The organism is Cupriavidus sp. GA3-3 (assembly GCF_000389805.1).
GTDB classification, from domain to species: domain Bacteria; phylum Pseudomonadota; class Gammaproteobacteria; order Burkholderiales; family Burkholderiaceae; genus Cupriavidus; species Cupriavidus necator_D.
The window spans coordinates 35,300-59,985 of record NZ_KB944486.1 but is presented as its reverse complement, the minus strand read 5'-3'; the positions used below and the strand labels follow the sequence as shown (position 1 = coordinate 59,985).

Sequence of the window (24,686 nt, the reverse complement as noted above, 5' to 3'; positions counted from 1 at the left end):
CGTCAGTCTGCAGTGGCCGGTCCAACCATGGACCGGCGCGGCCGGCGTCAGGCGCCGACGCTGGCCTTATAGGCGTCGGCCGACATCAGGCCGTTGACGTCGTCGCCGTTGGCCGGCTTGAGCTTGAACAGCCACGCGTCGAAGGCGTCGGCGTTGACGCTCTCCGGGGCAGCCGTGGCGGCCTCGTTGACGGCGATCACTTCGCCGGCCACGGGGGCGTAGATGTCGGAAGCGGCTTTTACCGATTCCACCACTGCCAGCGCGTCGCCGGCACCGACCGACTTGCCCACTTCGGGCAGTTCCAGGAAGACGATGTCGCCCAGCGCGTCCTGCGCATGGTCGGTGATGCCGATGGTGAGCGTGCCGTCGGCTTCGACGCGTACCCACTCATGCGACTCGGTGTACTTGAGGTCAGCGGGGAAATTCATGAAGGTTCTCCGGATACAGATTTGTTTCTTGTTGGGTGATGCCTGCCCGGCGAAGCTGCCGGCAGGCGAGGGCGACCGTTGGTATGAGCCTCAGCTCACGAGTGCCTTGCCATTACGCACAAACGGCAGTTTAACCACAGTCGCGTTGAGTTTGCGGTCGCGGATCTCCACCTGCACGGTATCGCCCACGGCGACATCCTTGGGCAGTCGGGCAAAGGCGATGGACTGGGACAGCGACGGGCTGAAGGTGCCGCTGGTGATTTCACCGTCACCGGCCGGCGTGATCACTTTCTGGTGGGCGCGCAGGACGCCGCCTTTGTCACGCAGGATCAGGCCGAGGAATTGCTGGCGCGAACCGGCCGCGGCCAGTGCCGCCTTGCCGGTGAAGTCACGCTCGCTCTGCAGGTCAACGGTCCAGGCCAGGCCCGCATCCAGCGGCGAGGTGTTGATATCCATGTCCTGGCCGTACAGGTTCATGCCGGCTTCCAGGCGCAGCGTGTCGCGCGCGCCCAGGCCCGCCGGGCGCACGCCGGCGGCGTTCAGCTTTTCCCAGACGGCGGCGACGTTCTCGGCCGGCACCACCAGTTCGAAGCCGTCTTCGCCGGTGTAGCCGGTGCGCGCCACCATGATCTCGCCGAGGGCCGGGTCCTGGACCACGGCGGCGTTGAAGGGCTTGAGCGTGTCCGACGGCTGGGTCGAGGGGAAAGTGCTCCACACTTTGGTGCGGGCGTTGGGCCCCTGCACGGCGACGATCGCCAGAGGCTGCACGCCTGCAGGCGCAACGTCCTCGCGGCGCGGCGTGATGGTCACATCGCTGCCGGTGGCGGCATTGCGCGCGCGGATCCATTCGATGTCGCCCAGCGCGGTGCTGGCGTTGACGACCAGGCGGAAGCGGTCCTCGGCAAAGAAGTAGACGATCAGGTCGTCGATCACGCCGCCTTTCTCATCCAGCATGCAGGAGTAGAGCGCCTTGCCCGGGGTCTGCAGCTTGTCGACATTGTTGGCCAGCAGGCCGCGCAGGAAGCTGCGGGTATTGGCGCCGGCGAGGTCGACCACGCACATGTGCGACACGTCGAACATGCCGGCGTCGGTGCGCACAGCATTGTGTTCTTCGATCTGGGAGCCGTAGTTGACCGGCATGTCCCAGCCGCCGAAATCAACCATGCGGGCGCCGAGGGCGCGGTGGATGGCGTTGAGGGGCGTGGCCTGGAGCGTCATGGAATCCTCTGGGGCAGTCTCGGTTGGCGAAAACAAAAAAGGGCCATCCGCCGCAACGCTCGCCGCGCCTGAATGTGGCGTGGCAATCCGCTGCGGCGGATGACCCCTCTGTCCTCGATACCTGAGAGATTACAAGGCGGATCCTGCCGGACCCCGTCCTCGTGCGCCCCTTCGGTGGGCACGCTCGCCACGAATGGCGGGTGCCGCTCTCCAGAGTTCGGCATGCATCGTGTGCATATTGCATGCCGATCCGATCGGTCCGTGGTGCCTGAGAGTTTTCGGGTGATACCCCTTCGGCGGCGCAGGCGATGCGCGCTCTCCCGGTCGGATGCGCGCAATGTACGGGAGGCCCCGGCCTTTGTCAAACGGGCCAGGGGAGCCTGCCGTACCTGTCGCTGCGGTGGTCTGGCTTACTTCTTCTTGTCGTCGGTGACAACGTTACCGATCACGCCGCCCACGGCCGCGCCACCCAGCGTACCCAGCGCGCTACCGTCGGTGAGGATGGCGCCGCCCACGGCGCCCGCGCCCGCGCCAATGGCGGTATTACGCTGCTTCGGGGTCATATCCGCGCAACCGGCAAAGGCCGCGACGGTCACGCCGATCAGGGTCACCTTGGTCAAAGTCTGCAGGGTTTTCATTATTGGCTCCGATGTGATGATTCAAGCATGTCAACCCCGCCGCGCAGGCCAGGGGGACATACTAGTTAGAGCGTTTGGTTGCGCGATTGGCTCCGGCCTTTACGAAGTGTTACGCCGTTGACACAACCGGCCGTGTCAACGCGGCTTGCGCTGACTGACCTGCCGCGGCCAGCGTGTTAACATCGGCAGCTTTGCCGCCGTGCCCGTTTCTTGGGTGCTGGCGTGTCCCGCCTGGCCTTCCGCTGTTCCTGCCGATTTCCCTGCCTCCAACCGCATCCCACGCATGACCCATGGCCTGAACTCCGCCCAATCCGAAGCCGTCCGCTACCTGGACGGCCCTTGCCTGGTGCTGGCCGGGGCGGGCTCCGGCAAGACCCGGGTGATCACGCAGAAGATCGCGCATCTGATCGAGGACAAGGGCTTCGAGCCGCGCCATATCGCCGCCGTCACCTTTACCAACAAGGCCGCCAAGGAGATGCAGGAGCGCATCGGCAAGCTGATGGAGGGCAAGACTACGCGCGAGGGCAAGCGCATTCCGCTCAAACAGCTGACGGTCTGTACCTTCCACTCGCTCGGGGTGCAGATCCTGCGCATGGAGGCCGAGCACGTGGGCCTGAAGCCGCAGTTTTCGATCATGGATTCGGACGACTGCTTCGGCCTGATCCAGGAGCAGCTCGGCACCACCGACAAGAAGCTGATCCGCGGCGTGCAGGGCACGATCTCGCTGTGGAAGAACGGCATGGTCGATCCGGAGGCAGCGATCGCGCAGGCCGCCAATGCCGACGAGCACCAGGCCGCGCTGGTCTACCGCAACTACGTGGCCACGCTGCATGCCTACCAGGCGGTGGATTTCGACGACCTGATCCGCCTGCCGGCCGAACTGTTCGCGCGCAATGAAGCGGTGCAGCTCAAGTGGCAGAACCGCCTGCGCTACTTCCTGGTCGACGAATACCAGGACACCAACGCCTGCCAGTACCAGTTGCTCAAGCTGCTGGCGGGCGGCTCGCACCTGCGCGCGCCGGCCTTTACCGCGGTGGGCGACGACGACCAGGCCATCTACGGCTGGCGCGGCGCCACGCTGGACAACCTGCGCGGGCTGCAGACCGATTTTCCGGACCTGAAGGTGATCAAGCTGGAGCAGAACTACCGCTCCACCGTGCGCATCCTGGAAGCGGCCAACGCGGTTATCGCCAACAATCCCAAGCTGTTCGACAAAAAGCTGTGGAGCGAGCACGGCATGGGCGACCCCATCGCCATCCACCCGATGAACGACGAGGAGCACGAGGCCGAGTCGGTGGTGTTCCGCCTGTCCGCGCACAAGTTCGAGCGCCGCGCGCAGTTCCGCGACTACGCCATCCTGTATCGCGGCAACCACCAGGCGCGGCTGTTTGAGCAGATCCTGCGGCGCGAGCGCATTCCCTATGTGCTTTCAGGCGGCCAGAGCTTCTTCGACAAGGCCGAGATCAAGGACATCTGCGCCTACCTGCGCCTGATTGCCAATCCCGACGACGATCCCGCCTTTATCCGCGCCATCACCACGCCGCGCCGCGGCGTGGGAAACACCACGCTGGAAGTGCTGGGCACCTTTGCCGGACAGGCCAAGGTGTCGCTGTTCGAGGCCGCGATGATGGGCGGTATCGAAGGCAAGCTGCAGCCGCGCCAGCTGGAGCCGCTGCGCGTGTTCTGCGAATCGATGGTACGGCTGGCCGACCGCGCGGCCAAGGATCCCGCCACCGTGGTGCTGGACGACCTGATGGAAGGGATCCACTACGAGGCCTACCTGTACGACAGCTTCGACGAACGGCAGGCGCAGTCGCGCTGGACCAACACGCTGGAATTCCTGGACTGGCTCAAGCGCAAGGGCACCAAGCCCGAAGGCGCCGAGGGCGAGGAAGCCACCGGTTTCGACAATGCCGACGGCTTCGGCAGCGAAGGCAAGAACCTGCTGGAGCTGACCCAGACCGTGGCGCTGATGAGCATGCTGGAAGGCCGCGAGGAAGATCCCGACGCGGTGCGGCTGTCCACGCTGCATGCGTCCAAGGGGCTGGAGTATCCGCACGTGTTCCTGGTCGGTGTGGAGGAGGGCATCCTGCCGCACTGCCGCGAAGACGAGGACATGAGCGACGAGAAGATCGAGGAAGAGCGGCGGCTGATGTATGTCGGCATCACCCGCGCCCAGCGCAGCCTGCATGTCAGCTGGTGCAAGAAGCGCAAGCGTGCGCGCGAAACCTACTCGTGCCAGCCTTCGCGCTTTATCGGCGAGATGAAGCTGGAGGAGGCGCCTGCGCCGGTGGATGAAACCCCGGCGATGAGCCCCAAGGACCGGCTCGGCGCGCTCAAGGCACTGCTGGGAACCGGCGGCAAGACGGCCCCGGGCTGAACGGGGCGCTACAGTCCCGATACAAAGGCATACCAGCTGACAAGACGCCGGGTGCAGGCATACCTGGTATGGCGGCTGTGCTGCTCGAGCCGTTCTACTGCGTCGAATCCTCGCGCAGCCGCGCCACCGGCGGGGTCGGCATGGGGTTGTCGATCGCGGCCGACATTGCCGCGCGCCATGGCGGCGAGCTGACCCTGAGCAACCGCCCCGAAGGCGGCCTGCCCGCGCGCCTGTCCCTACCGCGCGGCTGACGCCGCCAGCGTGACGTACTGCGAGCCGCGCTGCCCGTGCGTGAAGTCGAGCGGGAAATCGCCCACGTCCACGCGCCCCTGCAGTGCCCGCCGCATCTCGGCCGCGCCGCTGCCGCGCAGGCCGGCCAGCGCGCGCGCCAGCCATGCCGCGCCGATATAGCCGGCCAGCGTGGCCGGCGACGGCGGCTCATCCAGGTATTGCTTCATGCGCGCCACGTGTTCCTTCACCACCCGCAGCGTGGCCTGTTGCGGCCCGGGCGCGACCTGGGTCAGCACCATGCCGCCGTTGTAGCCAGCGCCCAGGATTTCGCGCGCGGCGGTGGCGCTGACCGACGACAGCCCGACCAGGAAACCGTACCAGCCCTGCACCGCCAGCGCGCGGCCCAGTCCGGCGTAGGCGAGGGTATCGCCCGCCACGATCACCGCGCCCGGGCGGGTGGCGGCGATGCGCCGGGCGGCGGCCTCGGGATTGGCGTCGAGCGGCACCGCGCGCGTCCCGGTCTGCGCCTCCAGCCGGGCCAGCGACGGGGCGGCGAAGTCCGGCGCCAGGGCCAGCGCGATGCTGGTCATGCCGTAGCTGCGCAGCTGGCGTACCGCCGCGTCCAGTTCGGCCTGGTAGTCGGCACGGGTGAACCAGACGTTGTCGGCCGTCAGCGCAAGGCCCGACAGCGGCGCCACGATCTGCACGCCGCGCCGGCCCAGCTCGGCCGATGCCGCCAGCGCCGGCAACAGCCGGTCGCCCGGGCCGAACAGCAGCTCGGCGCGGTCGGTATCGGCCAGCGACACCGCCTGCGCCAGCGCGCGGCGCGGGTCGGGATCGGCGTCGCGGACCACGTGCGCGATGCGCACCGGGCCGTTGCCGGCGTTGACGGCGTCGAACATGACCTTGGCCCCGGCCAGGTAGTCGCGCGCAAGGTCGGCTTGTGCGCCGCCGCGGTCGAGCAGGTGGCCGACCACGATCGTGCGGCGCGCCTGCGACAGTGCTGGCCAGGCGGGCAGGGCCAGGGCCGCGCCGGCGGCGGCAAGCAGGCGGCGCCGGTGCCGGGCCGGTGCTGCCAGGTGCCTGCGCAGCGGTAGGTACGGCGGAAACATCGGAGTCTGGTCGGGAGTTGGCATTGCAGGGGGCAGGTGACGCGCGGGCCGGCGGTGGCGCGCAGCGTATCCGCCGCACATGACACCAATGTGACGCCTGCCGCCCGCAGGGTCCAATGCCCGCGCTTGACGGCGGTCAACGCGTCGGCGGCGGTGCGGCCCTACGATGGGCCGTCATACACTCATACCCCCGCGCCCCCATGATCCCGTCTGCCATAACTTCCCCTGCGCCCGACCGCCGCGCGCTGTCCGACTTCCGTGCGCTGGCCGGCCGCATCGACGGCAACGGCCCGCGCTATACCTCGTACCCGACGGCCGACCGCTTCCACAACGGCCCCGACCTGTCGCTGTACCACGACGCACTGGCCGCCTGCCGCGCCGACGCGCCGGCGCCGCTGTCGCTGTACCTGCATATCCCGTTCTGCGAGAACATCTGCTACTACTGCGGCTGCAACAAGATCATCACGCGCGACCATGGCCGCAGCGCCCGCTACGTCAACTACCTGGGCCGCGAAATGGCGCTGGTGGCAGACCGGCTCGGGCCGCGCCGCCAGGTGCTGCAGTCGCACTGGGGCGGGGGCACGCCGACCTTCCTCGACCCCGGCGAGATGCGCCGCGTGATGGCGCTGCTGCATGAGCATTTCGAGCTGGCGGCCGAGGGCGAGCATTCGATCGAGATCGATCCGCGCCGCGTCGACCACGCCCGCATGGCGCTGCTGGCCGAACTGGGCTTCAACCGCGTCAGCCTGGGCGTGCAGGATTTCGATCCCAAGGTCCAGCAGGCCATCCATCGCATCCAGCCCTTCGAAGAGACCCGCGCCGTGGTGGATGCCGCACGCACGCTGGGTTTCCGCTCGGTCAGCCTGGACCTGATCTACGGCCTGCCGCACCAGACCGCGGCGCGCTTTGGCCGCACCATCGATCAGGTGCTGGCGCTGCGCCCCGACCGGCTCTCGGTCTATAGCTACGCGCACCTGCCGCATGTGTTCAAGCCGCAACGCCGCATCGATGAAAACGCCTTGCCGCCCGCCGGCGAGAAGCTCGACATCCTGGTCTCCACCATCGAGCGGCTGAGCGCCGAGGGCTACGTCTACATAGGTATGGACCATTTCGCGCTGCCCGACGACGACCTCGCCGTGGCCCAGCGCGAAGGGCGGCTGCAGCGCAACTTCCAGGGTTACTCAACGCATGCCGGCTACGACCAGGTCGGGCTCGGCATTTCCGCGATCGGCGCGATCGCGGGGCGCTACGTGCAGAATGCGCGCACGCTGGACGAGTACTACGGCGCGCTCGACCACGGCCGCCTGCCGCTGGCGCGCGGCGTGGCGATGAGCGCCGACGACCACCTGCGGCGCGAGATCATCGGCGCCCTGATGTGCAATGGAGTGCTCGATATCCCGGCGCTGGAAGCGCGCCACGGCATCCGCTTCGGCACGGCCTTTGCGCCGGAACTGGCCGACCTCGCCGCGCTGGGCGCGGACGGACTGGTGCAATGCGCGCCGGACCGCATCACCGTGACGCCGCTGGGCCGGCTGCTGGTGCGGCGCGTGGCGATGGTGTTCGACCGCTACCTGCGCGAAGACGCCGCGCGGCCAGCGTCCACGGGTGCCCAGGCCGTTGCCGCCAACGATGGCGCGCAGCCGGTGCGCTTCGTGCCGCGGGCGCGGTACTCGCGCGTGGTGTAGCGGCCGCGCAAGCGGTACGGACGAAAAAAAGCCCGCGCAATGTGCGCGGGCTTTTTGTTTGCAGCAGGCGGACTTACTTGGCGGCGTTGGCCATGTAGTCCGAGGCGGCGATCACGTCGGCGTCCGGGCCGGCGTAGCCACCCTTGGGCGGCATCACGCCCTTGCCCTTGAGCGCAAAGTTGTGGACCGCGTCCATGCCTTCCTTCAGGCGCGGCGCCCAGGCGGCCTTGTCGCCGAACTTGGGCGCACCGGCCACGCCGGCGGCGTGGCAGGCGGCGCAGACCTGCTCGTAGACCTTCTTGCCCACGTCGGCCGAGGCGGCCGGCGCAGCAGCGGGTGCGGCGGCAGCAGCTGCCGGGGCCGCTGCCGAGGGAGCTGCCGGTGCAGGCGCGGCACCGGCGGCCGGAGCGGCGGCTTCAGGGGCTGCGGCAGTCGCCGGCGCGGCGGCAGCCGGGGCAGCCGGTTCCGGGAACTTGGCACCGCCGGCGTCGGCCATGTAGACCACGGCACGGGCCAGTTCGTAGTCGGCGTAGTCGTCCGGCGTGGTGCCGGCACGCGCGGCCATCGCGCCCTTGCCGTTTATCACCGACTTCATCAGGCCGTCAAAGCCCTGGCCGATGCGCGCGGTCCAGTCGCCGGCGTTGGCGTACTTGGGTGCGCCCGCTGCGCCGGTGGCGTGGCACGCGGCGCAGATTTCCTTGTAGACCTGCTCGCCCGTCTTGAAGACGCGCGGCGCGTTGGGATCCTTGATTTCGAGCGAGGCAACCGGCTTGATGCGGTCGTTGACGGCTTCCGCCGTGGTGGCGGCGCCGGCGCTTTCAGTCGAGCCGTGTCCGACAAAGTTGACCAGCAGAATGATCACGATGATCGGCACCAGGAAAGCCGCGATCACAACTGCGATCAGTTGCTTCGGGGTCTTGATGGGAGACTCGTGTTCGTCGTGTTCGTTGTGGACGTCGCTCATACAGAACTCTCAGTTTTGCAGGAAACCTTCTGGCCGCTTACGCTCGGCTTGCTTATTCTGGCCCGGTCTTGGTCACTCGCTGACCGCTGTCCGGCCCCATGCGGACCGCCCGTGCTGGCTGCGGCCCTTGCCTGACTTGGGTCTGTTGCTATTTGCGCGCTGCGGACTGTCTCCCGGACCGGACCTGATTGTCGCCGACAACAAGCCGCGCGGCCTTGACCCCGGTCGACTCATTGCATCGGCGGTGTGGCGGGCACGATTTGACGCAAATAGCTGGCGATTATAGCGCCAAAGGCCCCCCGCCAGTGCCAAAAAGCGGCGGTTGCGAGACGTTCCCTAAAGCCCCTGGCGGGCCCGCATGGACGGCACGGGGCAAACGCGGTATCCTATGCGACTTTCCTGCGGCGGCACTCGCCCGCCGCAACCGCTGTACCCACAAACCGGTTGCAAAACCGTCCTGTGCGCCCGTAGCTCAATGGATAGAGTACTGCCCTCCGAAGGCAGGGGTTGCTGGTTCGATCCCAGCCGGGCGCGCCAAAATTCCTCCCGAAGTTTAGTGCGACGACACTGGCCAGCTTCCGCAGCCCGCGTTCGCCGCTGGCGTGGCCCCAGTTGTCGTTGATGCGCTTGAAGCGGTCGATATCGATCATCAGCATCGACATCGGCGTCTTGTCGCGCAGGCAGTGCTCGTACTCGATGCCGAAGCGCGCCTCGAACTCGCGGCGGTTGGTCAGGCCCGTCAGCGAGTCGGTCTCGGGCAGCGCGCGCAGCGCTTCGCCGCGCGCCAGGCAGTGCGAGAACAGCTTGCCGATGCCCTGCAAGGTGACCCACAACAGCAACGCCAGCGCCAGCGCGCTGGCGGCCAGCACGGCGCTCAGGTGCAACGCAGTGCGCAGCAGCAGGTCGGCGGCGGAGAAGTAGTCGACCAGCGCCAGGGTGCTGTTGCCGATGCGCTGGAACATGATGCGGCTGCCGTCGGCTGCGCGCAGCGTGCCCGAACCGCGCCGGAACATTTCACATCAGCGGGTCAGCACAGCGGGCGCGGCTTTAAATCGCGCCCTGAAAACTCTCAGCACGCACCTCGCCGTGCCGCGCGACAGTGCTGATAGATTCACTCGATCCACGCAATCTCGCGCGGCGGGCCGTGTGCCGCGCTCCCGGAAACCACCATGGCAATTTCGACAACGCCCCTGCGCAAGCTGGGCGGCGTGCTGGCAGCACTGCTGCTCGCCGGCGCAGCAACCTCGGTGTCCGCTGCGCCGCTGAGCCTGCCGGGTTCGCTCCCCAATATGGCCGGGCTTGGCATTGGCTCTACCACCGAGTTTGCCGGCGGCAAGGACCGCATGATCGGCGTGGTGCCGGGCCTGCGTTATGTCACGCCGGGCGGCCGGCTGCTGGAATGGTATGGCCCGTATGCGCAGTTCAACTTTGGCGGGCTAACCGGTTTCCAGTGGGGACCGGCAGTGGGGTTGCGCCTTGGACGCAACGACGTTGACGATCCGGTGGTCTCGCGCCTGCACGAGATCGACACCACGTTCGAGGCCGGCGGCTACGTCGGCTATGAATACCTGAACCAGGGCCGTGTCCCCTGGCGCTTGCGCGGCGGCGTCAACGTGATGACCAATGCCGGCATCATCTACGGCGGCACGCATATCGCTGCAACGGGTTCGCTGTGGGTGCCGCAGCACCCGCGGGTCTATGCGGGAGCCGGCCTGGGCGCGACGTGGGTCAGCGGCAGTTTCAACCGCACCTATTTCGGCGTCACCCCGTCGGATTCGGCGGCCAGCGGCCTGCCTGTCTATAGCCCGGGCGGGGGCCTGGAACAGTTCACCGGCTGGCTGGCGTTGCTCTACCAGTTCGACAAGCACTGGTATGGGGGGCGATGGTGTACGGCCAGCGCCTGACCGGCGATGCCGCCGACAGCCCCATCGTGACCCAGCGCGGCACGCGCAACCAGGTCACTTACGGGGTTGGCATCTGCTATGCGTGGCGGTAGTGCCACCAGCGCTTGCTATGATCCCACCATGACCGACGACCTCGTCATCCCCCATCACGAATACCTGATCACGGCGATCCGGGCGCAGGGTGCGGGCGGCCAGAACATCAACAAGGTGTCCAATGCCGTGCACCTGCGCTATGACGTGCATGCCTCCTCGCTCGCGCCTGACCACAAGGAACGCCTGCTGGCGCTGCACGACCACCGCATCACGCGCGACGGCGTGGTGGTGATCAAGGCGCAGCAGTTCCGCAGCCTCGACCAGAACCGCGACGAAGCGGTGCGGCGGCTGCACGAACTGGTGCGCAGCGTGGCCACGCCGCCGCGCGTGCGCCGTGCCACGCGGCCCACGCTGGCATCCCGCCGGCGCCGGCTGGAATCCAAGAGCCAGCGCAGTCAGGTCAAGGTGCTGCGGGGCCGGGTGGTCGACTAGCGCCGCAGCAGTCCGGCTTCAGGTCCCGGTCTTGAATGCCGCGAGCGCCGGCACGTTGTCGCCGGCATCCGCCTGCGGCGGCCCGAAGCGCGCGCCCGGGCGCCGGTAAGCCGGAAAGAAGCCACCCAGGTCATACAGCGTGGCTTTGTCACCGCCGGACAGCGCCACGTACCGGTCGGGGTTCACCACAAGGCGCTGGGTCCGGTACACATGCGTATCGTGCGAAAAGCCGCGCTTGAACTCATACAGCGAGTCTTTGACCGAACCCAGCCCGCCGCCCAGGTGCAGGTAGCGCAGGCCGTTGGTGCGGCCCCATTCGCGCGCGGCATGGATCACGGTCTTGGTCGGCTGGAGGTGGCGGTACGCCCAGTCCCAGGCGGACAGGTGATATTGCATGATGCCCGTCCCCCGGGCCACGGTGAACAGCGCCGCGCCGAGCATGCAGCCGTCTTCCTCAGCCACGAACAGCAGCAGGTCGTCGCCCAGCGCGCGCACCAGGGTGCGGTAGTACTGCGTGTCGAAGAAGTAGTAGGGCAACGCGCCCAGGCGCGCCATGGTCGCGTTGTACAGCGCGATAAAGCGCGGCAGCCTGGCGAAATCACGGTCCAGGCGTGCGCTCACGCCGGCACGCCGGGCGCGGTTGATGCCCTGCCTGTGGCGCGCCTGCGTTTCGTGCCATAGCTGCTCGGCACTCTTGGTCAGGTCGACGGATACCGTCTCGCCCTGATCCACCACCAGCCCGAGGCGGCTGTCCCAGTCGGCATTGAGCAGTGGGTGCAGGCGGATAAACCACGACACGCAGCCGCACTCGCGCAGCAGCGCGAGCGCCGCGCCCAGTGCCTCCTCGGCAAAGCCGGCCGGGACATCGGTGCTCAACACCGGGCCGCCGTAGCCATAGGCCGAGGTGGCATCCCAGCTGCCGCAGCCAATGGGCCGGCGCACCAGCGGAACCAGCAATTCGTGGGCGCCGTCACGCACCAGCACCGCGGCGGCGCTGCCGTGGTCGCTACGCTCAGCGGCAGTATGCCAGCCAGGCGTGTGGTAGCAATCATGGCGACATCGCGCCAGCGTGTCGCGCCACGCGGGGCTTGTCGGTTCCAGCACGCTCGATCGCATCGAAAACTCCCTGTCAGGTAGCCGGCGCCGCGCCAGAGTCAGGCCGCGGCGCCGGGCATTGCTTGCCCCGGGCTTCAGCGCGCGGATTGCAGCGCGGCAATGCGCTGCTCAATGGGCGGATGGCTCGAGAACAGCGCCATCCACGACTTGCCGCCGGCGATGCCCATCGCCTGCATGTTCTGCGGCAGGCCATCCGGCTCCAGGCCGCCCAGGCGGCGCAGCGCCGCCACCATCGGCGTGGGCGTGCCCATCATGCCGGCCGCGCCCGCATCGGCACGGAACTCGCGGCGGCGCGAGAACCACGCCACGATGATGCTGGCCAGGATGCCGAACACGATCTCGCAGACGATCACCGTGACCATGTAGCCGATGCCAGGGCCGCTCGATTCCTCATCGTTCTTGCGCAGCATCGAATCGACGAAGTAGCCGACCACGCGCGCCAGGAAGATCACGAAGGTGTTGACCACGCCCTGGATCAGCGTCAGCGTGACCATGTCGCCGTTGGCCACGTGCGCGACCTCGTGCGCCAGCACGGCTTCCACTTCTTCATGGGACATCGATTGCAGGAGGCCGGTGGACACCGCTACCAGCGAGCTGTTCCTGGTCGCGCCGGTGGCGAAGGCATTGGGTTCGCCATCGTAGATGGCAACTTCCGGCATCGGCAGGCCGGCGCGCTGCGCCAGCTTTTCGACGGTCTGCACCAGCCACAGCTCGGTGCTGGTGCTGGGATGGGTGATGACCTGCGCGCCGGTCGACCATTTGGCGATGGTCTTGGACATCAGCAGCGAGATAAAGGCGCCACCGAAGCCCATCAGGGCGGCGAACGCCAGCAGCGTGCCCAGGTTCAGGCCATTGGCGGTCAGGAAGCGGTTCACCCCCAGTACGCTGGCGGTGATGCTGAGGACAAGCATGACGGCGAGGTTGGTCGCCAGGAAAAGCAATACGCGTTTCATGTGTATGGAGCAGTGGTGTGTAGGGCGGTACAGCCAGGATGCGGACGGGCCGCAGACGCGCGCCGCACGCTCAGACGCGGCACGCAGGAACAGGCGGGCGCGGCCAGGCCGCGCCGGTGGGACTCAGGCGCTCGGCGGACGCGGCAGCCGCGGCAGGTCGGGTTCGGGCAGCGGGGCGCCGGCATAGCGCGGCGGCCCGGCGCGGCCGCCCCAGGTGGCCAGGCACAACGGAGATGCCGGCAGCAGTTGCTCGGCAAGGTCGGCGCCGGGCTGCCACCGCGGCTCGGCGGCTTCGGAGGCGGGCGACGGCTCGCCCGTTGCGGCAACGCCGGCAGCGTCGTCGTTGCCGATGTTGGCCGCTGGCGCGGCCGACATTTCGCCGGTGGCCACCTCGGCGTGCGCGAACGCCGCCGCCCAGCCCGGCAGGGGCAGGAAGGCCAGCATCATGACCAGCAGGAGTAGCCGGAGGGAGCGCACGAAGGGGGACGGCTTATCGGTAGATGTAGGAGGAATTCTACAGGATGCGGCAAGGCACAGGCGCCGCCCTGCAGGGTCCGTCACACGTCGGCGTCACTCGCTCAATATGTGCCGTATCAGTAACTCCTGCAAGACCTGCCAGACTGGCCTACACTGTCGCCTACCCTGTAGTAGTTACAGGGTAGAAAACGAGGGCCAGGCACCATGCGCATCGGCGAACTCTCCCGTACCAGCGGCTGCGATGTCGAGACCATCCGCTATTACGAACGCGAAGGCCTGCTCGACGCGCCCCGGCGCGAGGCCAACGGCTATCGCCGCTATGACGACGGCCACCTGGTCCAGCTGAATTTCGTGCGCCACTGCCGCTCGCTCGGCATGGGCCTGTCGGATGTGCGGCGGCTGCGCGAGTTCGAGCGCAATCCGTCGCAGGACTGCGACGACATCAATACGCTGCTGGACCGCCAGATCGCGCAGATCCATGCGCAGCGGGTGGCGCTGGAGGCGCTGGAAGGGCAGTTGCGCGCGCTGCGCGAGACCTGCCACCACCACCAGCCCGCCAGTGAATGCGGCATCCTGCAGAACCTGCAGCAGGCCGCCGCCGGCGCGGCCTGCGAATGCCATGCGGGCGCGCACGAGGCCGGGCCTGCTGCCAACGGGTGAGGCGCGCAGGCACGTCGCTGTGCTACGATGGCTGTTCCCGTGATCGCACCGCTGCGGTGCACGGGCCCGGCGGCAGCGCAGCCAGTGAGCGATGTAGTGAGCAACGACTTACACGGCTCGCCTGTTCAGAGAACCATCCGCTGCCCCTTATCCACCCTTCTGCATGACCATGACTGATCGCCTTACGCCGATGCCCGATGCGCCTGTCCGCCTGATGCGGACCGGCCGCGCGCACGCGTGCGCGATCGTCACGGCCAACATCCTGCCCCAGCGCGCCACGCGCGCGGTCTCTCCCCGCCGGATCAGCGCACCGCCTGATTCCGCCCGGTTCCCAGCCTGATTCGTCTCCATAGCGGGGCCCGGGCCGAACCGGGCCCGAGCCAGCGTTTTCAGTTTTCCGGCCGCTGCCGCAAGGCCCGCGCCGGATTCGTTGATGTCCGCGCTGCTGCGCAAACGCCAGACCTGCAAGACCTGACCGCCGCCGCCTGCCATGCTGGCCGGGCCGCGCCAAACCACCTGACTGCCGGAGGACCCGCCATGACGGCCACCAAAACGAATACCGCCACCCTGTACCTGACCGAACTCGACGTGACCCGCCTGGAGCGCATCGCCAGCCGCGCCGGCTCGGCGCAGCTTGAGGACATGCTCGACAGCCTGCTGGCGCGCGCCACCATCGTCGCGCCAGAAGAGATCCCGACCGACGTGGTCACCATGAACACGCGCCTGGTCTGCAACCTGCCGGGCGAGCAGGCCCCGCGCAACTGGACGCTGGTGTACCCCGACGCGGCCGACTTTGATGCCGGCCGGCTGTCGGTGCTGTCGCCGGTGGGCCAGGCGCTGCTGGGCGCGCGCGCCGGCCAGACCGTCAGCTACCGGCTGCCCGACGGCCGCGAGCAGCAGGTGAGTGTCGCCGGGATCGCGTTCCAGCCGGAAGCCAGCGGCCAGTACACGCTTTGAGCCGCATCCCGAGCCAAATCCCGGCCGCCTGAGGCGTGCTGCCGGGGCCACGCAGGCGCGTCCTGCGCCGCGTGTGCCCGGCAATCCATCGACACCATTCATCGGCAAGCCAGACGTTTCACGACTCGCAACGCACCATTCGTCGCAGCGGTATTTCTGCTTGCGCGGACTGTGACTAATCTTCAGTCCGTGCTCGCATCGCAACATAGATTGCAGGGCGGCCGGAGTCTCATCCCGGTCCATACAAGAAAGAACGACGAAATCAGTTGAAGGAGTCCCAAATGATCGCCAGACGTATCCTTGGCGGCGCGCTTGTGTTCGCGGCGGTCGCCGCGTCCGCTGTGGCGTTGGCTGCCCCCGCTGCCAGCAAGGTTGGCAAGTTTGATGTGTACGCCGATGCGCTGAAGGCCGGCAAGTATGATGTGTATACGGACGGCGCCAAGCAAGGCAAGTTCGATACATACACGGACGGAGCCCGCACCGGCCGCTTCGACCCGTACTCGGAAGGCTCGCGCCGCGACGGCAAGTTCGACAGCTTCACCGAAGGCTCGCATAGCTTCAGCGGCGAGATCTCGAAGAAGGACAAGTTCGATACCTTCAGCGAAGGTGCGCACACCTTCACCGGTGATATTGCCGATCGTGCGCTCGACAATTCCCGCACGGGTGACGGCTCGCTGTACGGCTATCGCGTCTGATCCTCGCAGGTCTTCCCAAAGACCTCGTGCGGCCACTGCGGTGGCCGCAAGTTTTCTCTCCCGCCTGCCCGGCTGACCTCCTCCTCCTTCTCTCTTCGCCAGGCAGGCGCTTTTCTCTTCCCTCGGCTCGTGACCGCGTTAGCGCGCAGGCATGCTCCTCATGCCGAAGGCGGCTGCGTGGCGGTCGAGTCGTGTCCGGGCTCCGGCTGCGCGCGCGGCAACCTGCGCGCGATCGCGGCATAGAGCAGCGGCACCGCCAGCGTACCCAGCACCGTCGCACCCAGCATGCCGCCCAGTACGCCGGTGCCGACCGCCTGTTGCGCACCCGCGCCCGGGCCGGTGCTGATTGCCAGCGGCACCACGCCCAGCACAAAGGCCAGCGAGGTCATCACCACCGGCCGCAGGCGCTGGCGCGCCGCGCGCGTGGCGGCCTCCACCGCGCCCATGCCCGCGCCGCTGCGCCGCAACTGCTCGGCATATTCGACGATCAGGATCGCGTTCTTGGCCGCCAGCCCCATGATCACCACCACACCCACCTTGAAGTAGACATCGTTGGGCATGCCGCGCAGCCAGATCGCCGCGGCCGCGCCCATCAGGCCGGTCGGCACGATCGCGATCACCGCCAGCGGCAGGGTCCAGCTTTCATACAGCGCCACCAGGCACAGGAAGATAAACAGCAGTGACAGCGCGAACAGCCACGGCGCCTGCGTGCCGGTCTGCTCCTGCTCGAAGGCGCGCCCGGTCCAGCGCACGTCGTATTCCGGCCCCAGCTCGCGCACCAGTTCGGCCAGCCGCGTCATGGCCGCGCCGGTGGTGTGGCCCGGCGCGACCTCGGCATTGATGCGCACCGAGCTGAAGCCGTCGAAGCGCTCCAGCGTGACCTCGCCGCGCCCCCATTCCAGCGAGGCGAACGCGGCCAGCGACACCATCGCGCCCTGTGCGTTGCGCACGTGCACGCGCGCGAGCTGGTCCGGCTGCATGCGGAACGGCGCGTCGGCCTGCAGGATCACGCGGCGCACGCGGCCCTCGCGCGCGACTTCGTCGATATAGCGCGAGCCCAGCGTGGCCGACAGCGTGTGGTGCACGGTATCGGCATCGACGCCGAAGGCCTCGGCCTTGCGGTAGTCGATTTTCAGGTCCAGCGCCGGCACCGGCTGGCCGGTGGTGGCGCGCACCTCGCCCAGCACCGGGTCCTGCCTGGCGCGCTCAAGCAGTTTGTCGCGCGCGGCGAAGAGCGCCTCGCGCCCCACCGGCTGGCGCGCCACCAGGCGCATGTCCAGGCCGCCGATGCTGCCCAGTTCCGGCAGCGCCGAGCTGTTGTACGCAAACAGCTGCGCCGCGCCGCGGCCTGCCCAGGTTTCCAGCCCGGCCGACAGCCGCTCCAGCACGGCCTGGGCCGTGTGCTTGCGTCCGCGCGCTTTCCAGTCGGTCAGGCCGATAAACAGGCTGGCGCGCTGCTCGCCGCTGCCGCCGCTGGACCAGCCCAGCACGGCAAAGCTCGAATGCACCGGGTAGTGCTGGTCGCGCATCCACTGTTCCAGCCCGGCCACCAGCCGGCGCGTGTCGGCCTGCGTGCTGCCGGCGGGCAGCTCGACATCGACCACGATCTCGCCGGTATCCTCTTCTGGCAGGAAGCCGCTGGGCATCTTCCACAAGGCGTAGCCGCATGCCAGCGTCAACGCCAGGTAGACCGCCAGCCAGCGCAGCCGCCTGCGCTGCAGCGCCTGCACCCAGCCGGCATAGCGCCCGGTGAAGGCGGCAAAGCGCGCATCGAACCAGGCCAGCGGCCCGCGCGCCGGCGCCGCGCTGTGGCGCAGCAGGCTGGCGCACATGGCCGGCGCCAGCGTCAGCGCAAAGAACAGCGAGAATGCGATCGATACCGCCAGCGTCACCGCGAAGTGCCGGTAGATCACGCCCACCGCGCTGCCGAAGAACGCCATCGGCACGAACACCGCGCACAGCACCAGCGTCACCGCCACCAGCGCGCCCGAGACCTCGCGCATCGAGCGCGCCGCGGCCTGCATCGCGCCCACGCCGTCGGTGCGCATGATGCGCTCGACGTTCTCGACCACCACGATGGCGTCGTCCACCAGGATGCCGATCGCCAGCACCACGCCGAACAGCGTGATCACGTTCAGCGACAGCCCCAGCGCATACAGGCACGCGACCGTGCCCAGCAGCGATACCGGCACCACGATGCACGGGATCAGCGTGGCGCGCAGGTTGCCCAGGAACAGGTACAGGATCAGGAATACCAGCACCGTGGCTTCGACCAGCGTCAGCACCACGCGCGAGATCGACGCCTGCACGAAGGTGGCGCCGTCGTAAGAGATTTCATAGCGCACGTCGCCGGGGAAGCCCTTGCTGGCGGCATCGAGCGCGGCGCGCACGGTGCGCGAGGTCTGCAGCACGTTGGCGCCGTCGGCCAGCTTCAGCCCGATCGACGCGGCGTTGCGAGTGTTCAGCGTGGAGCCGTAGCGGTAGTCGCTGGCGGCCAACTCCACCCGCGCCACGTCGCGCAGCAGCACGGCCGAGCCGTCGGTGGCCGCGCGCACCACGATGCGCCCGAACGCCTGCGCATCGCTCATCGGCGCGGGCGGACGCACGATCGCCTGGAACGGCTGGCCCGGCAGCGCCGGCGCGGCGCCCAGCTGGCCGGGGGTCACGTTGCCGTTGCGCGCGCGGATGGCGGCCTCGACCTCGGCCGTGGTCAGGTTGAAGGCGTGCAGCTTGTCGGGATCGAACCAGATCCGCAGCGCGTACTCGGCGCCGTATGGCTCGGCCTTGCCGATGCCGGGCAGGCGGCGCAGCAGCGGCAGCACCGAGCCCGCGGCAAAGTCGCCCAGCGCGGTCTCGTCCAGTTGCCCGCTGTCGGACACCAGCGACACGTACATGAAGGCGCTGCTGCTGGCCTGGTCGACATAGACGCCGCCGCGGCGCACCGCCTCGGGCAGCAAGGGCTCGGCCTGCGCCACGCGGTTGCGCACGTTGACCTGCGCCAGCTGCGGGTCGGTGCCCTGGCGGAAGCCCAGCGTCACCGTGGCGGTGCCGCCCTCGCTGCTGGAATCCAGGTAGAGCAGGCCGGGGATGCCGTGCATCTGCTGCTCCAGCACCGCGGTGACGCGGTCCTCCACCGTGCGCGCTGACGCACCCGGGTAATCGGCATAGACGATCACCGTGGGCGGCGCCACCGCCGGGTACTGGGCGATGGGGATGCGGTTCAGGGCCACCAGGCCCGCTACCACGGTCAGGATGGCCAGCACCCAGGCAAACGCCGGGCGCTTCAGGAAAAACGACGCCATGTCAGGTCAGGGCTGGCACGGGCGCACGGCAAGTGAAGATCGGCCGTGGCTCCGGTGCGGTTGGAACGGAACGGCTTGGGTGTGGAGACGCCGCAAGGCTTAGCGGCAAGAGGCGTCGAGTCGCGGCAAAGCCGGGCCGATGTTGCTGATGGTGCAGATCTGGCCGCGTGTCGGGTCGCCTGTCGGTCAGGGGGCGCGTGGCCCGCAGACCGGGGCCGGCGTGCACCGCGGCGCTTGCAGGGGTCCTGAGGGGAGAACCCGGCGCTGCGGCAGGAAGGATCGGTGAGGATCGACGCCGGCGACTGGCCGTCGCAATGCGGCCTTGCCGGCGATTATAGACAGGGAACAAAGTCCGGGCAACGCAAACATCACATTGTCGGCACCCTTCCCACGTCGGGGGTGGAGCCTGCGCTTACAGGTCGCGCGAGGCGAAGGTATCGCACTTGCGGATATCGCCGGACTCGATGCCGCGGCGCAGCCAGCGCACGCGCTGCTCGCTGGAGCCGTGGGTAAAGGCCTCCGGCACGACATAGCCCTGCGACTGGCGCTGCAGCCGGTCGTCGCCGATCGCGGCGGCGGCCTTCAGGCCTTCTTCGATATCGCCGGGCTCCAGCAATTGCTGGTTGGCGCGCTGCGCGGTGGCGGCCCAGACACCTGCCAGGCAGTCGGCCTGCAGTTCCATGCGCACCGAGAGCTGGTTGGCCTGCGCCTCGCCCATGCGGCGGCGCGCGCTGTCGACCTTGTCCGATACGCCCAGCAGGTTCTGCACATGGTGGCCGATCTCGTGCGCGATCACATAGGCCTGGGCAAAGTCGCCGCTGGCGCCGAAGCGCTGGCGCAGCTCGTCATAGAAGGCCAGGTCGATATAGACCTTCTGGTCGCCGGGGCAGTAGAACGGACCCATCGCCGACTGGCCGGTGCCGCATGCCGTGGGTGTGGCGCCCGAGAACAGCACCAGCGTGGGGGGCGCATAGCGGCGGTTCAGCTGGGCTTCAAAGATGTGTTGCCAGGTGCGCTCGGTATTGCCCAGCACCTTGCGCGTGAACACCGTCATCTGATCCGTCGCCGGCGGGCGGTTCGCCTGCTGCTGTTGCTGCTGCGGGCCGGAGCCCTGCAGCACCGAGGCGCCCTGCATGATCAGCATCGGGTCGATGCCGAAGAAATAGGACGCCGCCAGCGCGACGATGACCGTGCCGATGCCGATGGTCTTGCCGCCGACACCGCCGAATCCGCCGCGGCGGTCTTCAACGTGCTGGCTTTCGGCTTCGTCATCTAGGCGCATGGGGGACTCCGGGGGGGAGGGGAAATTGCGGGGTGGGAGGATGGCAAGCAGTATAGCAATCCGGTGTCAGCTGCTGTTTTCGGTGCCGGACACCAGGCCCAAACAAAAAAACACCACCCACTCGCCCTGGAGACGGGCAACGCAGGCGGTGTGCGGCAAAACAAAGAAACCGGGTCTGCACCCGGTTCCGTCATGACGCGAACGTTCCGGGACGGGAACGCAAGCAGCGCGGTCAGGCCAAGGCGGCCTCGCGCGCAGCCGGTGCGGTTGCCACCGCGCTGGCGCCAACTTCAGCCACGCGCAGCAGGTTGGTGGTCCCGCCTTGCCCGAACGGCATCCCCGCGGCGATGGTGATCTGGTCGCCAGGCACGGCATAACCTTCGGCCACCGCCGCGCGCGTGGCGGCTTCGACCATTTCATCCACGCTCTGCACATCCGGGCTCACGGTGGAGTGGACGCCCCAGGCAATGGCCAGGCGGCGCGCGATTTCCAGGTTTGGCGTGATGCTGACGATCGGTGCGCACGGCCGCTCGCGCGCGGCGCGCAGCGCGGTGGCGCCCGAGGACGTGTAGGTCACGGTCGCGACGGCGCCGATGATCTGCGTGACTTCGCGCAGCGCCGCGCAGATCGCATCCTGGCGCGTGTTCAGCGGGGTCTCGTGCTGGGCGTCGAGCAGGTTGCGGTACAGCGGGTCGCGTTCCACCTCGGTGACGATGCGGTTCATCATCGACACCGCCGGCACCGGGTAGCGGCCGTTGGCCGACTCGGCCGACAGCATCACCGCGTCGGCGCCTTCATAGATGGCGCTGGCCACGTCCGACGCTTCGGCGCGGGTCGGCACCGGCGAGTCGATCATCGATTCCAGCATCTGCGTGGCGATCACCACCGGCTTGCCCAGCTGGCGGCACACGCGCAGGATGCGCTTCTGCACGCCGGGCACGCGCTCGGGCGGCAGTTCCACGCCGAGGTCGCCGCGCGCCACCATCACGGAATCGGACACGCGCACGATCTCTTCGAGCTGCTGCAGCGCGGCCGGCTTCTCGATCTTGGACAGGATGCCGGCACGGGTACCGACGATCTCGCGCGCTTCGACGATGTCGGACGGGCGCTGCACGAACGACAGGCCGATCCAGTCAGCGCCCAGCGACAGCGCGAAGTCCATGTCCTTGCGGTCCTTCTCGGTCAGCGCGGGGATGGGGATCACGGCGTCGGGCACGTTCACGCCCTTGCGGTCGGACAGCGTGCCGTTGTTGACCACGCGCGTGGTGATGGTGCCGGTGGTCACCGCCTCGATCGACAGGCGTACCTTGCCGTCGTCGATCAGCAGCGACTGGCCCGGCTGCGCGGCGGCGAACAGTTCGGGGTGCGGCAGGTAGACGCGGGTGCCGTCGCCCGGGGTGGGATCGCTGTCGAGCACGAACACATCGCCCGCGCGCACCGCGACCTTGCCGGCGGCGAAGGTGCCGATGCGCAGCTTCGGGCCCTGCAGGTCGGCCAGGATCGCGATCGGGCGGCCGGTTTCGGCCTCGATCTTGCGCACGGCATCGTAGCGCGCGCGGTGGTCTTCGTGCGTGCCGTGGCTGAAGTTCAGCCGGAACACGTCGGCGCCCGCCTCGAACAGTTCGCGGATTACCGCGATGTCGGTGCTTGCGGGTCCAAGCGTGGCAACGATCTTCGCTTTGCGCTGGCGTCTCATGATGTCTCCTCTTCCATTCGCGGACGGCGCGCCATGTGGCGCGCCGGGTAATGCTGTTCAGGTGAACGACTGCTTCGGTATGGCGGTACTGCGCTGACGACTGCAGGACCTACACAATCAGGATGGCGCGGAAGTCATTCACATTGGTGCGGGTCGGGCCGGTGACGATCAGGTCGCCCACGCCGGCAAAGAAGCCGTAGCCGTCGTTGTTGTCCAGGTGCGCGCGCGCCGACAGACCGCGCGCGGCGGCGTGGGTCAGGGTGTCGGGCGAGAGCAGCGCGCCGGCGTTGTCCTCGGAGCCGTCGATGCCGTCGGTGTCGCCGGCAATTGCGTGCACGCCGGCCAGGCCGTCGAGCGCCACCGCCAGGGCCAGCAGGAACTCGGCATTGCGCCCGCCGCGGCCCTTGCCGCGCACGGTCACGGTGGTCTCGCCGCCGGACAGGATTACGCAGGGCTTGCTGAAGGGCTGGCCGCGCTGCGCCACCTGGCGCGCGATGGCAGCGTGCACTTCGGCCACTTCGCGGGCTTCGCCTTCGATGCAGTCGGACAGGATGTGGGCCTCGTAGCCCAGTTCACGCGCGCGCGCGGCCGCGGCTTCCAGCGATTGCTGCGCGGTGGCCAGCGTCACGTTGCGGTGGCCTTCGAAGCGGGCATCGCCGGGCTTGGGCGTTTCGCCGGCGCCGCTCTCCAGGTGGGCGCGCACGTTGGCGGGGACTTCAATGCCGTACTTGGCGATGACGGCCAGCGCGTCGGCGCAGGTGGTCGCGTCGGGCAGCGTCGGGCCGCTTGCGATCAGGGTCGGGTCATCGCCGGGGATATCGGAAATCAGCAGGGTCTCGACGCGGGCCGGGGCGCAGTGCAGCGCCAGGCGTCCGCCCTTGAGCGCGGACAGGTGCTTGCGCACGCAGTTCATTTCGCCGATGCTCGCGCCGCTCTTGAGCAGCGCCTTGTTCACGGCCTGCTTGTCGGCCAGCGTCAGGCCCGGCGCGGGCGCGGCCAGCAGCGCGGAGCCGCCGCCGGAAATCAGGCACAGCACCAGGTCGTCGGCGGTCAGGCCCTGCACCAGTTCCACCATGCGCTGCGCGGCGCGCTGGCCGGCTTCGTCGGGAACGGGATGCGCGGCTTCGACCACTTCAATGCGCTGGCAATCGGCGCCATGGCCGTAGCGCGTCACCACCAGGCCCGACAGCTCGCCTTGCCAGTTCGCCTCGACCGCCTGCGCCATCGCGGCAGCGGCCTTGCCGGCGCCGATCACCACCGTGCGGCCCTTGGGCGGCGTGGGCAGGTGCGGCGGCAGGCAATGGCTGGCGCTGACGGAGGCGACCGCGGTGTCGAACAGGTCGCGCAACAGCGCGCGCGCGTCGGACTGTGCGGGATGCGCTGCGGCGCGCTGGGGCGAGAGCAGGGCGGCTTGAGGTTCGGTGGCGAGCATGAAAAGTCCTGGTGCTGACGGGGAAAGCTAGTCGTCCCCGCAGGGCGGGGACGACGTGGTTGCTGCTTACTTGGCGATCTGGTGGTTAGACATGATCTCGATCGCGCGGCACAGGGCCGAATGGTCCTGCTTGCCCAGGCCGTTGGCGGCGCAGGTGTTGAACAGCTCCTGCGCGGTGGCGGTGTTGGGCAGTGCCACGCCCAGTGCCTTGGCACCCTGCAGCGCCAGGTTCAGGTCCTTCTGGTGCAGTTCGATGCGGAAACCCGGGTCGAAGGTGCGCTTGACCATGCGCTCGCCGTGCACTTCCAGGATGCGCGAAGCCGCAAAGCCGCCCATCAGCGCCTGGCGCACCTTGGCCGGATCGGCGCCGGCCTTGGAGGCGAACAGCAGGGCTTCGGACACGGCCTGGATGTTCAGCGCGACGATGATCTGGTTGGCCACCTTGGTGGTCTGGCCGTCACCGTTGCCACCGACCAGCGTGACGTTCTTGCCCATCAGGTCGAACAGCGGCTTGACCTGGTCATAGGCTTCCTGCGGGCCGCCGACCATGATCGTCAGCGAAGCAGCCTTGGCGCCCACTTCACCGCCCGACACCGGAGCGTCCAGGTACGAGGCGCCCAGCTTGTTGATGCGCGCGGCGAAGTCCTTGGTGGCGATCGGCGAGATCGAGCTCATGTCGACCACGATCTTGCTGTGGCTGGCTTCCTTGCCGGCAGCCTTGAACGCGGCGGCCACGCCCTTTTCGCTGAACAGAACGGCTTCCACGTGCGGGGTGTCCGGCACCATGATGACGATGATGTCGGCACGCTTGGCGACTTCCTCGGCGCTGGTGCAGACGGTCACGCCTGCATCGACCAGCGCTTGCGGGGCCGGGTTGACGTCATGCACGAACAGCGTGTGGCCGGCGGCGCGCAGGTGGCCCGCCATCGGTGCGCCCATGATGCCCAGGCCGATGAAGCCGACGTTGCGTTGGTTTGCCATGTTGATGTCTCCTTGAATGAGATTAAGTCTGTCTTGGTTGGCGTAGGTGG

At 68.3% G+C, this 24,686-nt stretch carries 19 protein-coding genes, 1 tRNA gene, 3 pseudogenes and 2 riboswitches; of the genes and pseudogenes, 9 read left to right on the top strand and 14 right to left on the bottom strand.

Annotated elements, in window-relative coordinates:
• Nucleotides 1–47: 47 nt before the first annotated feature.
• From gcvH to C265_RS20895, 3 genes are all read right to left on the bottom strand, one after another.
• On the bottom strand, nucleotides 48–428 hold the full coding sequence (gene gcvH, locus C265_RS20905; RefSeq protein WP_010812169.1) for a glycine cleavage system protein GcvH: 381 nt from the start codon (nucleotides 426–428) through the stop codon (nucleotides 48–50).
• A gap of 90 nt (nucleotides 429–518) precedes the next feature.
• Nucleotides 519–1,646 (bottom strand): glycine cleavage system aminomethyltransferase GcvT, encoded by a 1,128-nt coding sequence (gene gcvT, locus C265_RS20900; RefSeq protein WP_010812168.1) that lies wholly within the window; start codon nucleotides 1,644–1,646, stop codon nucleotides 519–521.
• Nucleotides 1,647–1,744: 98 nt separating this feature from the next.
• A riboswitch (glycine riboswitch) is annotated at nucleotides 1,745–1,870 on the bottom strand.
• Nucleotides 1,871–1,891: 21 nt separating this feature from the next.
• Nucleotides 1,892–1,979: riboswitch (glycine riboswitch) on the bottom strand.
• A gap of 77 nt (nucleotides 1,980–2,056) precedes the next feature.
• A complete protein-coding gene (locus tag C265_RS20895; protein WP_010812167.1) occupies nucleotides 2,057–2,284 on the bottom strand; it encodes a glycine zipper 2TM domain-containing protein in 228 nt (75 codons plus the stop codon).
• A gap of 283 nt (nucleotides 2,285–2,567) precedes the next feature.
• On the opposite strand from C265_RS20895, the gene C265_RS20890 reads away from it, so the two are divergent.
• Together C265_RS20890 and C265_RS20885 are read left to right on the top strand one after the other, a co-directional pair.
• Nucleotides 2,568–4,664: a UvrD-helicase domain-containing protein gene (locus C265_RS20890; protein WP_010812166.1), complete on the top strand. Its 2,097-nt coding sequence runs from the start codon at nucleotides 2,568–2,570 to the stop codon at nucleotides 4,662–4,664.
• A gap of 56 nt (nucleotides 4,665–4,720) precedes the next feature.
• A pseudogene (locus C265_RS20885) lies at nucleotides 4,721–4,915 on the top strand (ATP-binding protein); the annotation flags it as partial.
• On the opposite strand, the gene C265_RS20880 reads toward C265_RS20885, so the two are convergent.
• The gene (locus C265_RS20880; RefSeq protein WP_037024928.1) at nucleotides 4,901–6,031 is read right to left on the bottom strand and encodes an ABC transporter substrate-binding protein; all 1,131 of its coding nucleotides are present in this window, start codon (nucleotides 6,029–6,031) and stop codon (nucleotides 4,901–4,903) included. The pseudogene C265_RS20885 and the gene C265_RS20880 sit on opposite strands and share 15 nt — an antisense overlap.
• 176 nt (nucleotides 6,032–6,207) lie before the next feature.
• On the opposite strand from C265_RS20880, the gene hemN reads away from it, so the two are divergent.
• Complete coding sequence (gene hemN, locus C265_RS20875) at nucleotides 6,208–7,692, top strand: oxygen-independent coproporphyrinogen III oxidase (protein WP_010812163.1); 1,485 nt, start codon at nucleotides 6,208–6,210, stop codon at nucleotides 7,690–7,692.
• A gap of 73 nt (nucleotides 7,693–7,765) precedes the next feature.
• Here the strand turns inward: hemN and C265_RS20870 are convergent, their stop codons facing one another.
• Nucleotides 7,766–8,656 (bottom strand): cytochrome c5 family protein, encoded by an 891-nt coding sequence (locus C265_RS20870; RefSeq protein WP_010812162.1) that lies wholly within the window; start codon nucleotides 8,654–8,656, stop codon nucleotides 7,766–7,768.
• A gap of 461 nt (nucleotides 8,657–9,117) precedes the next feature.
• Between C265_RS20870 and C265_RS20865 the strand changes: the two genes are divergently transcribed.
• A tRNA-Arg gene (locus C265_RS20865) sits at nucleotides 9,118–9,193 on the top strand.
• A gap of 77 nt (nucleotides 9,194–9,270) precedes the next feature.
• On the opposite strand, the pseudogene C265_RS33220 reads toward C265_RS20865, so the two are convergent.
• A pseudogene (locus C265_RS33220) lies at nucleotides 9,271–9,618 on the bottom strand (diguanylate cyclase domain-containing protein); the annotation flags it as partial.
• Between the two features lie 207 nt (nucleotides 9,619–9,825).
• Here C265_RS33220 and C265_RS20855 point away from each other — a divergent pair.
• Together C265_RS20855 and arfB are read left to right on the top strand one after the other, a co-directional pair.
• Nucleotides 9,826–10,652, top strand: a pseudogene (locus tag C265_RS20855) (MipA/OmpV family protein).
• Between the two features lie 28 nt (nucleotides 10,653–10,680).
• Nucleotides 10,681–11,085: an alternative ribosome rescue aminoacyl-tRNA hydrolase ArfB gene (gene arfB / locus C265_RS20850; protein WP_010812161.1), complete on the top strand. Its 405-nt coding sequence runs from the start codon at nucleotides 10,681–10,683 to the stop codon at nucleotides 11,083–11,085.
• An 18-nt stretch (nucleotides 11,086–11,103) separates the two neighbouring features.
• Here the strand turns inward: arfB and C265_RS20845 are convergent, their stop codons facing one another.
• The 3 genes from C265_RS20845 to C265_RS20835 all read right to left on the bottom strand — a co-directional run bounded on the left by C265_RS20845 (nucleotide 11,104) and on the right by C265_RS20835 (nucleotide 13,631).
• On the bottom strand, nucleotides 11,104–12,189 hold the full coding sequence (locus C265_RS20845; protein WP_231881366.1) for a GNAT family N-acetyltransferase: 1,086 nt from the start codon (nucleotides 12,187–12,189) through the stop codon (nucleotides 11,104–11,106).
• A gap of 86 nt (nucleotides 12,190–12,275) precedes the next feature.
• On the bottom strand, nucleotides 12,276–13,154 hold the full coding sequence (htpX, locus tag C265_RS20840) for a protease HtpX (RefSeq protein WP_010812159.1): 879 nt from the start codon (nucleotides 13,152–13,154) through the stop codon (nucleotides 12,276–12,278).
• Between the two features lie 123 nt (nucleotides 13,155–13,277).
• The gene (locus tag C265_RS20835; RefSeq protein WP_246840233.1) at nucleotides 13,278–13,631 is read right to left on the bottom strand and encodes a hypothetical protein; all 354 of its coding nucleotides are present in this window, start codon (nucleotides 13,629–13,631) and stop codon (nucleotides 13,278–13,280) included.
• A 204-nt stretch (nucleotides 13,632–13,835) separates the two neighbouring features.
• Between C265_RS20835 and C265_RS20830 the strand changes: the two genes are divergently transcribed.
• From C265_RS20830 to C265_RS20815, 3 genes are all read left to right on the top strand, one after another.
• Entirely contained in the window at nucleotides 13,836–14,291 is a 456-nt protein-coding gene (locus C265_RS20830; RefSeq protein WP_010812157.1) for a Cd(II)/Pb(II)-responsive transcriptional regulator, read from the top strand.
• A 537-nt stretch (nucleotides 14,292–14,828) separates the two neighbouring features.
• A complete protein-coding gene (gene rnk, locus C265_RS20820) occupies nucleotides 14,829–15,248 on the top strand; it encodes a nucleoside diphosphate kinase regulator (RefSeq protein WP_010812155.1) in 420 nt (139 codons plus the stop codon).
• Nucleotides 15,249–15,529: 281 nt separating this feature from the next.
• A complete protein-coding gene (locus C265_RS20815; RefSeq protein ID WP_010812154.1) occupies nucleotides 15,530–15,943 on the top strand; it encodes a hypothetical protein in 414 nt (137 codons plus the stop codon).
• A 158-nt stretch (nucleotides 15,944–16,101) separates the two neighbouring features.
• Here the strand turns inward: C265_RS20815 and C265_RS20810 are convergent, their stop codons facing one another.
• The 5 genes from C265_RS20810 to glxR all read right to left on the bottom strand — a co-directional run bounded on the left by C265_RS20810 (nucleotide 16,102) and on the right by glxR (nucleotide 24,636).
• Nucleotides 16,102–19,245 (bottom strand): multidrug efflux RND transporter permease subunit, encoded by a 3,144-nt coding sequence (locus C265_RS20810; RefSeq protein ID WP_010812153.1) that lies wholly within the window; start codon nucleotides 19,243–19,245, stop codon nucleotides 16,102–16,104.
• 412 nt (nucleotides 19,246–19,657) lie between these two features.
• A complete protein-coding gene (locus C265_RS20805) occupies nucleotides 19,658–20,527 on the bottom strand; it encodes a neutral zinc metallopeptidase (RefSeq protein ID WP_010812152.1) in 870 nt (289 codons plus the stop codon).
• Nucleotides 20,528–20,759: 232 nt separating this feature from the next.
• Nucleotides 20,760–22,223 (bottom strand): pyruvate kinase, encoded by a 1,464-nt coding sequence (gene pyk, locus C265_RS20800; protein ID WP_010812151.1) that lies wholly within the window; start codon nucleotides 22,221–22,223, stop codon nucleotides 20,760–20,762.
• A 109-nt stretch (nucleotides 22,224–22,332) separates the two neighbouring features.
• The gene (locus tag C265_RS20795; RefSeq protein WP_010812150.1) at nucleotides 22,333–23,655 is read right to left on the bottom strand and encodes a glycerate kinase; all 1,323 of its coding nucleotides are present in this window, start codon (nucleotides 23,653–23,655) and stop codon (nucleotides 22,333–22,335) included.
• Between the two features lie 66 nt (nucleotides 23,656–23,721).
• Nucleotides 23,722–24,636, bottom strand: a complete 915-nt coding sequence (gene glxR, locus C265_RS20790) for a 2-hydroxy-3-oxopropionate reductase (RefSeq protein ID WP_010812149.1) — start codon at nucleotides 24,634–24,636, stop codon at nucleotides 23,722–23,724.
• Nucleotides 24,637–24,686: the final 50 nt, after the last annotated feature.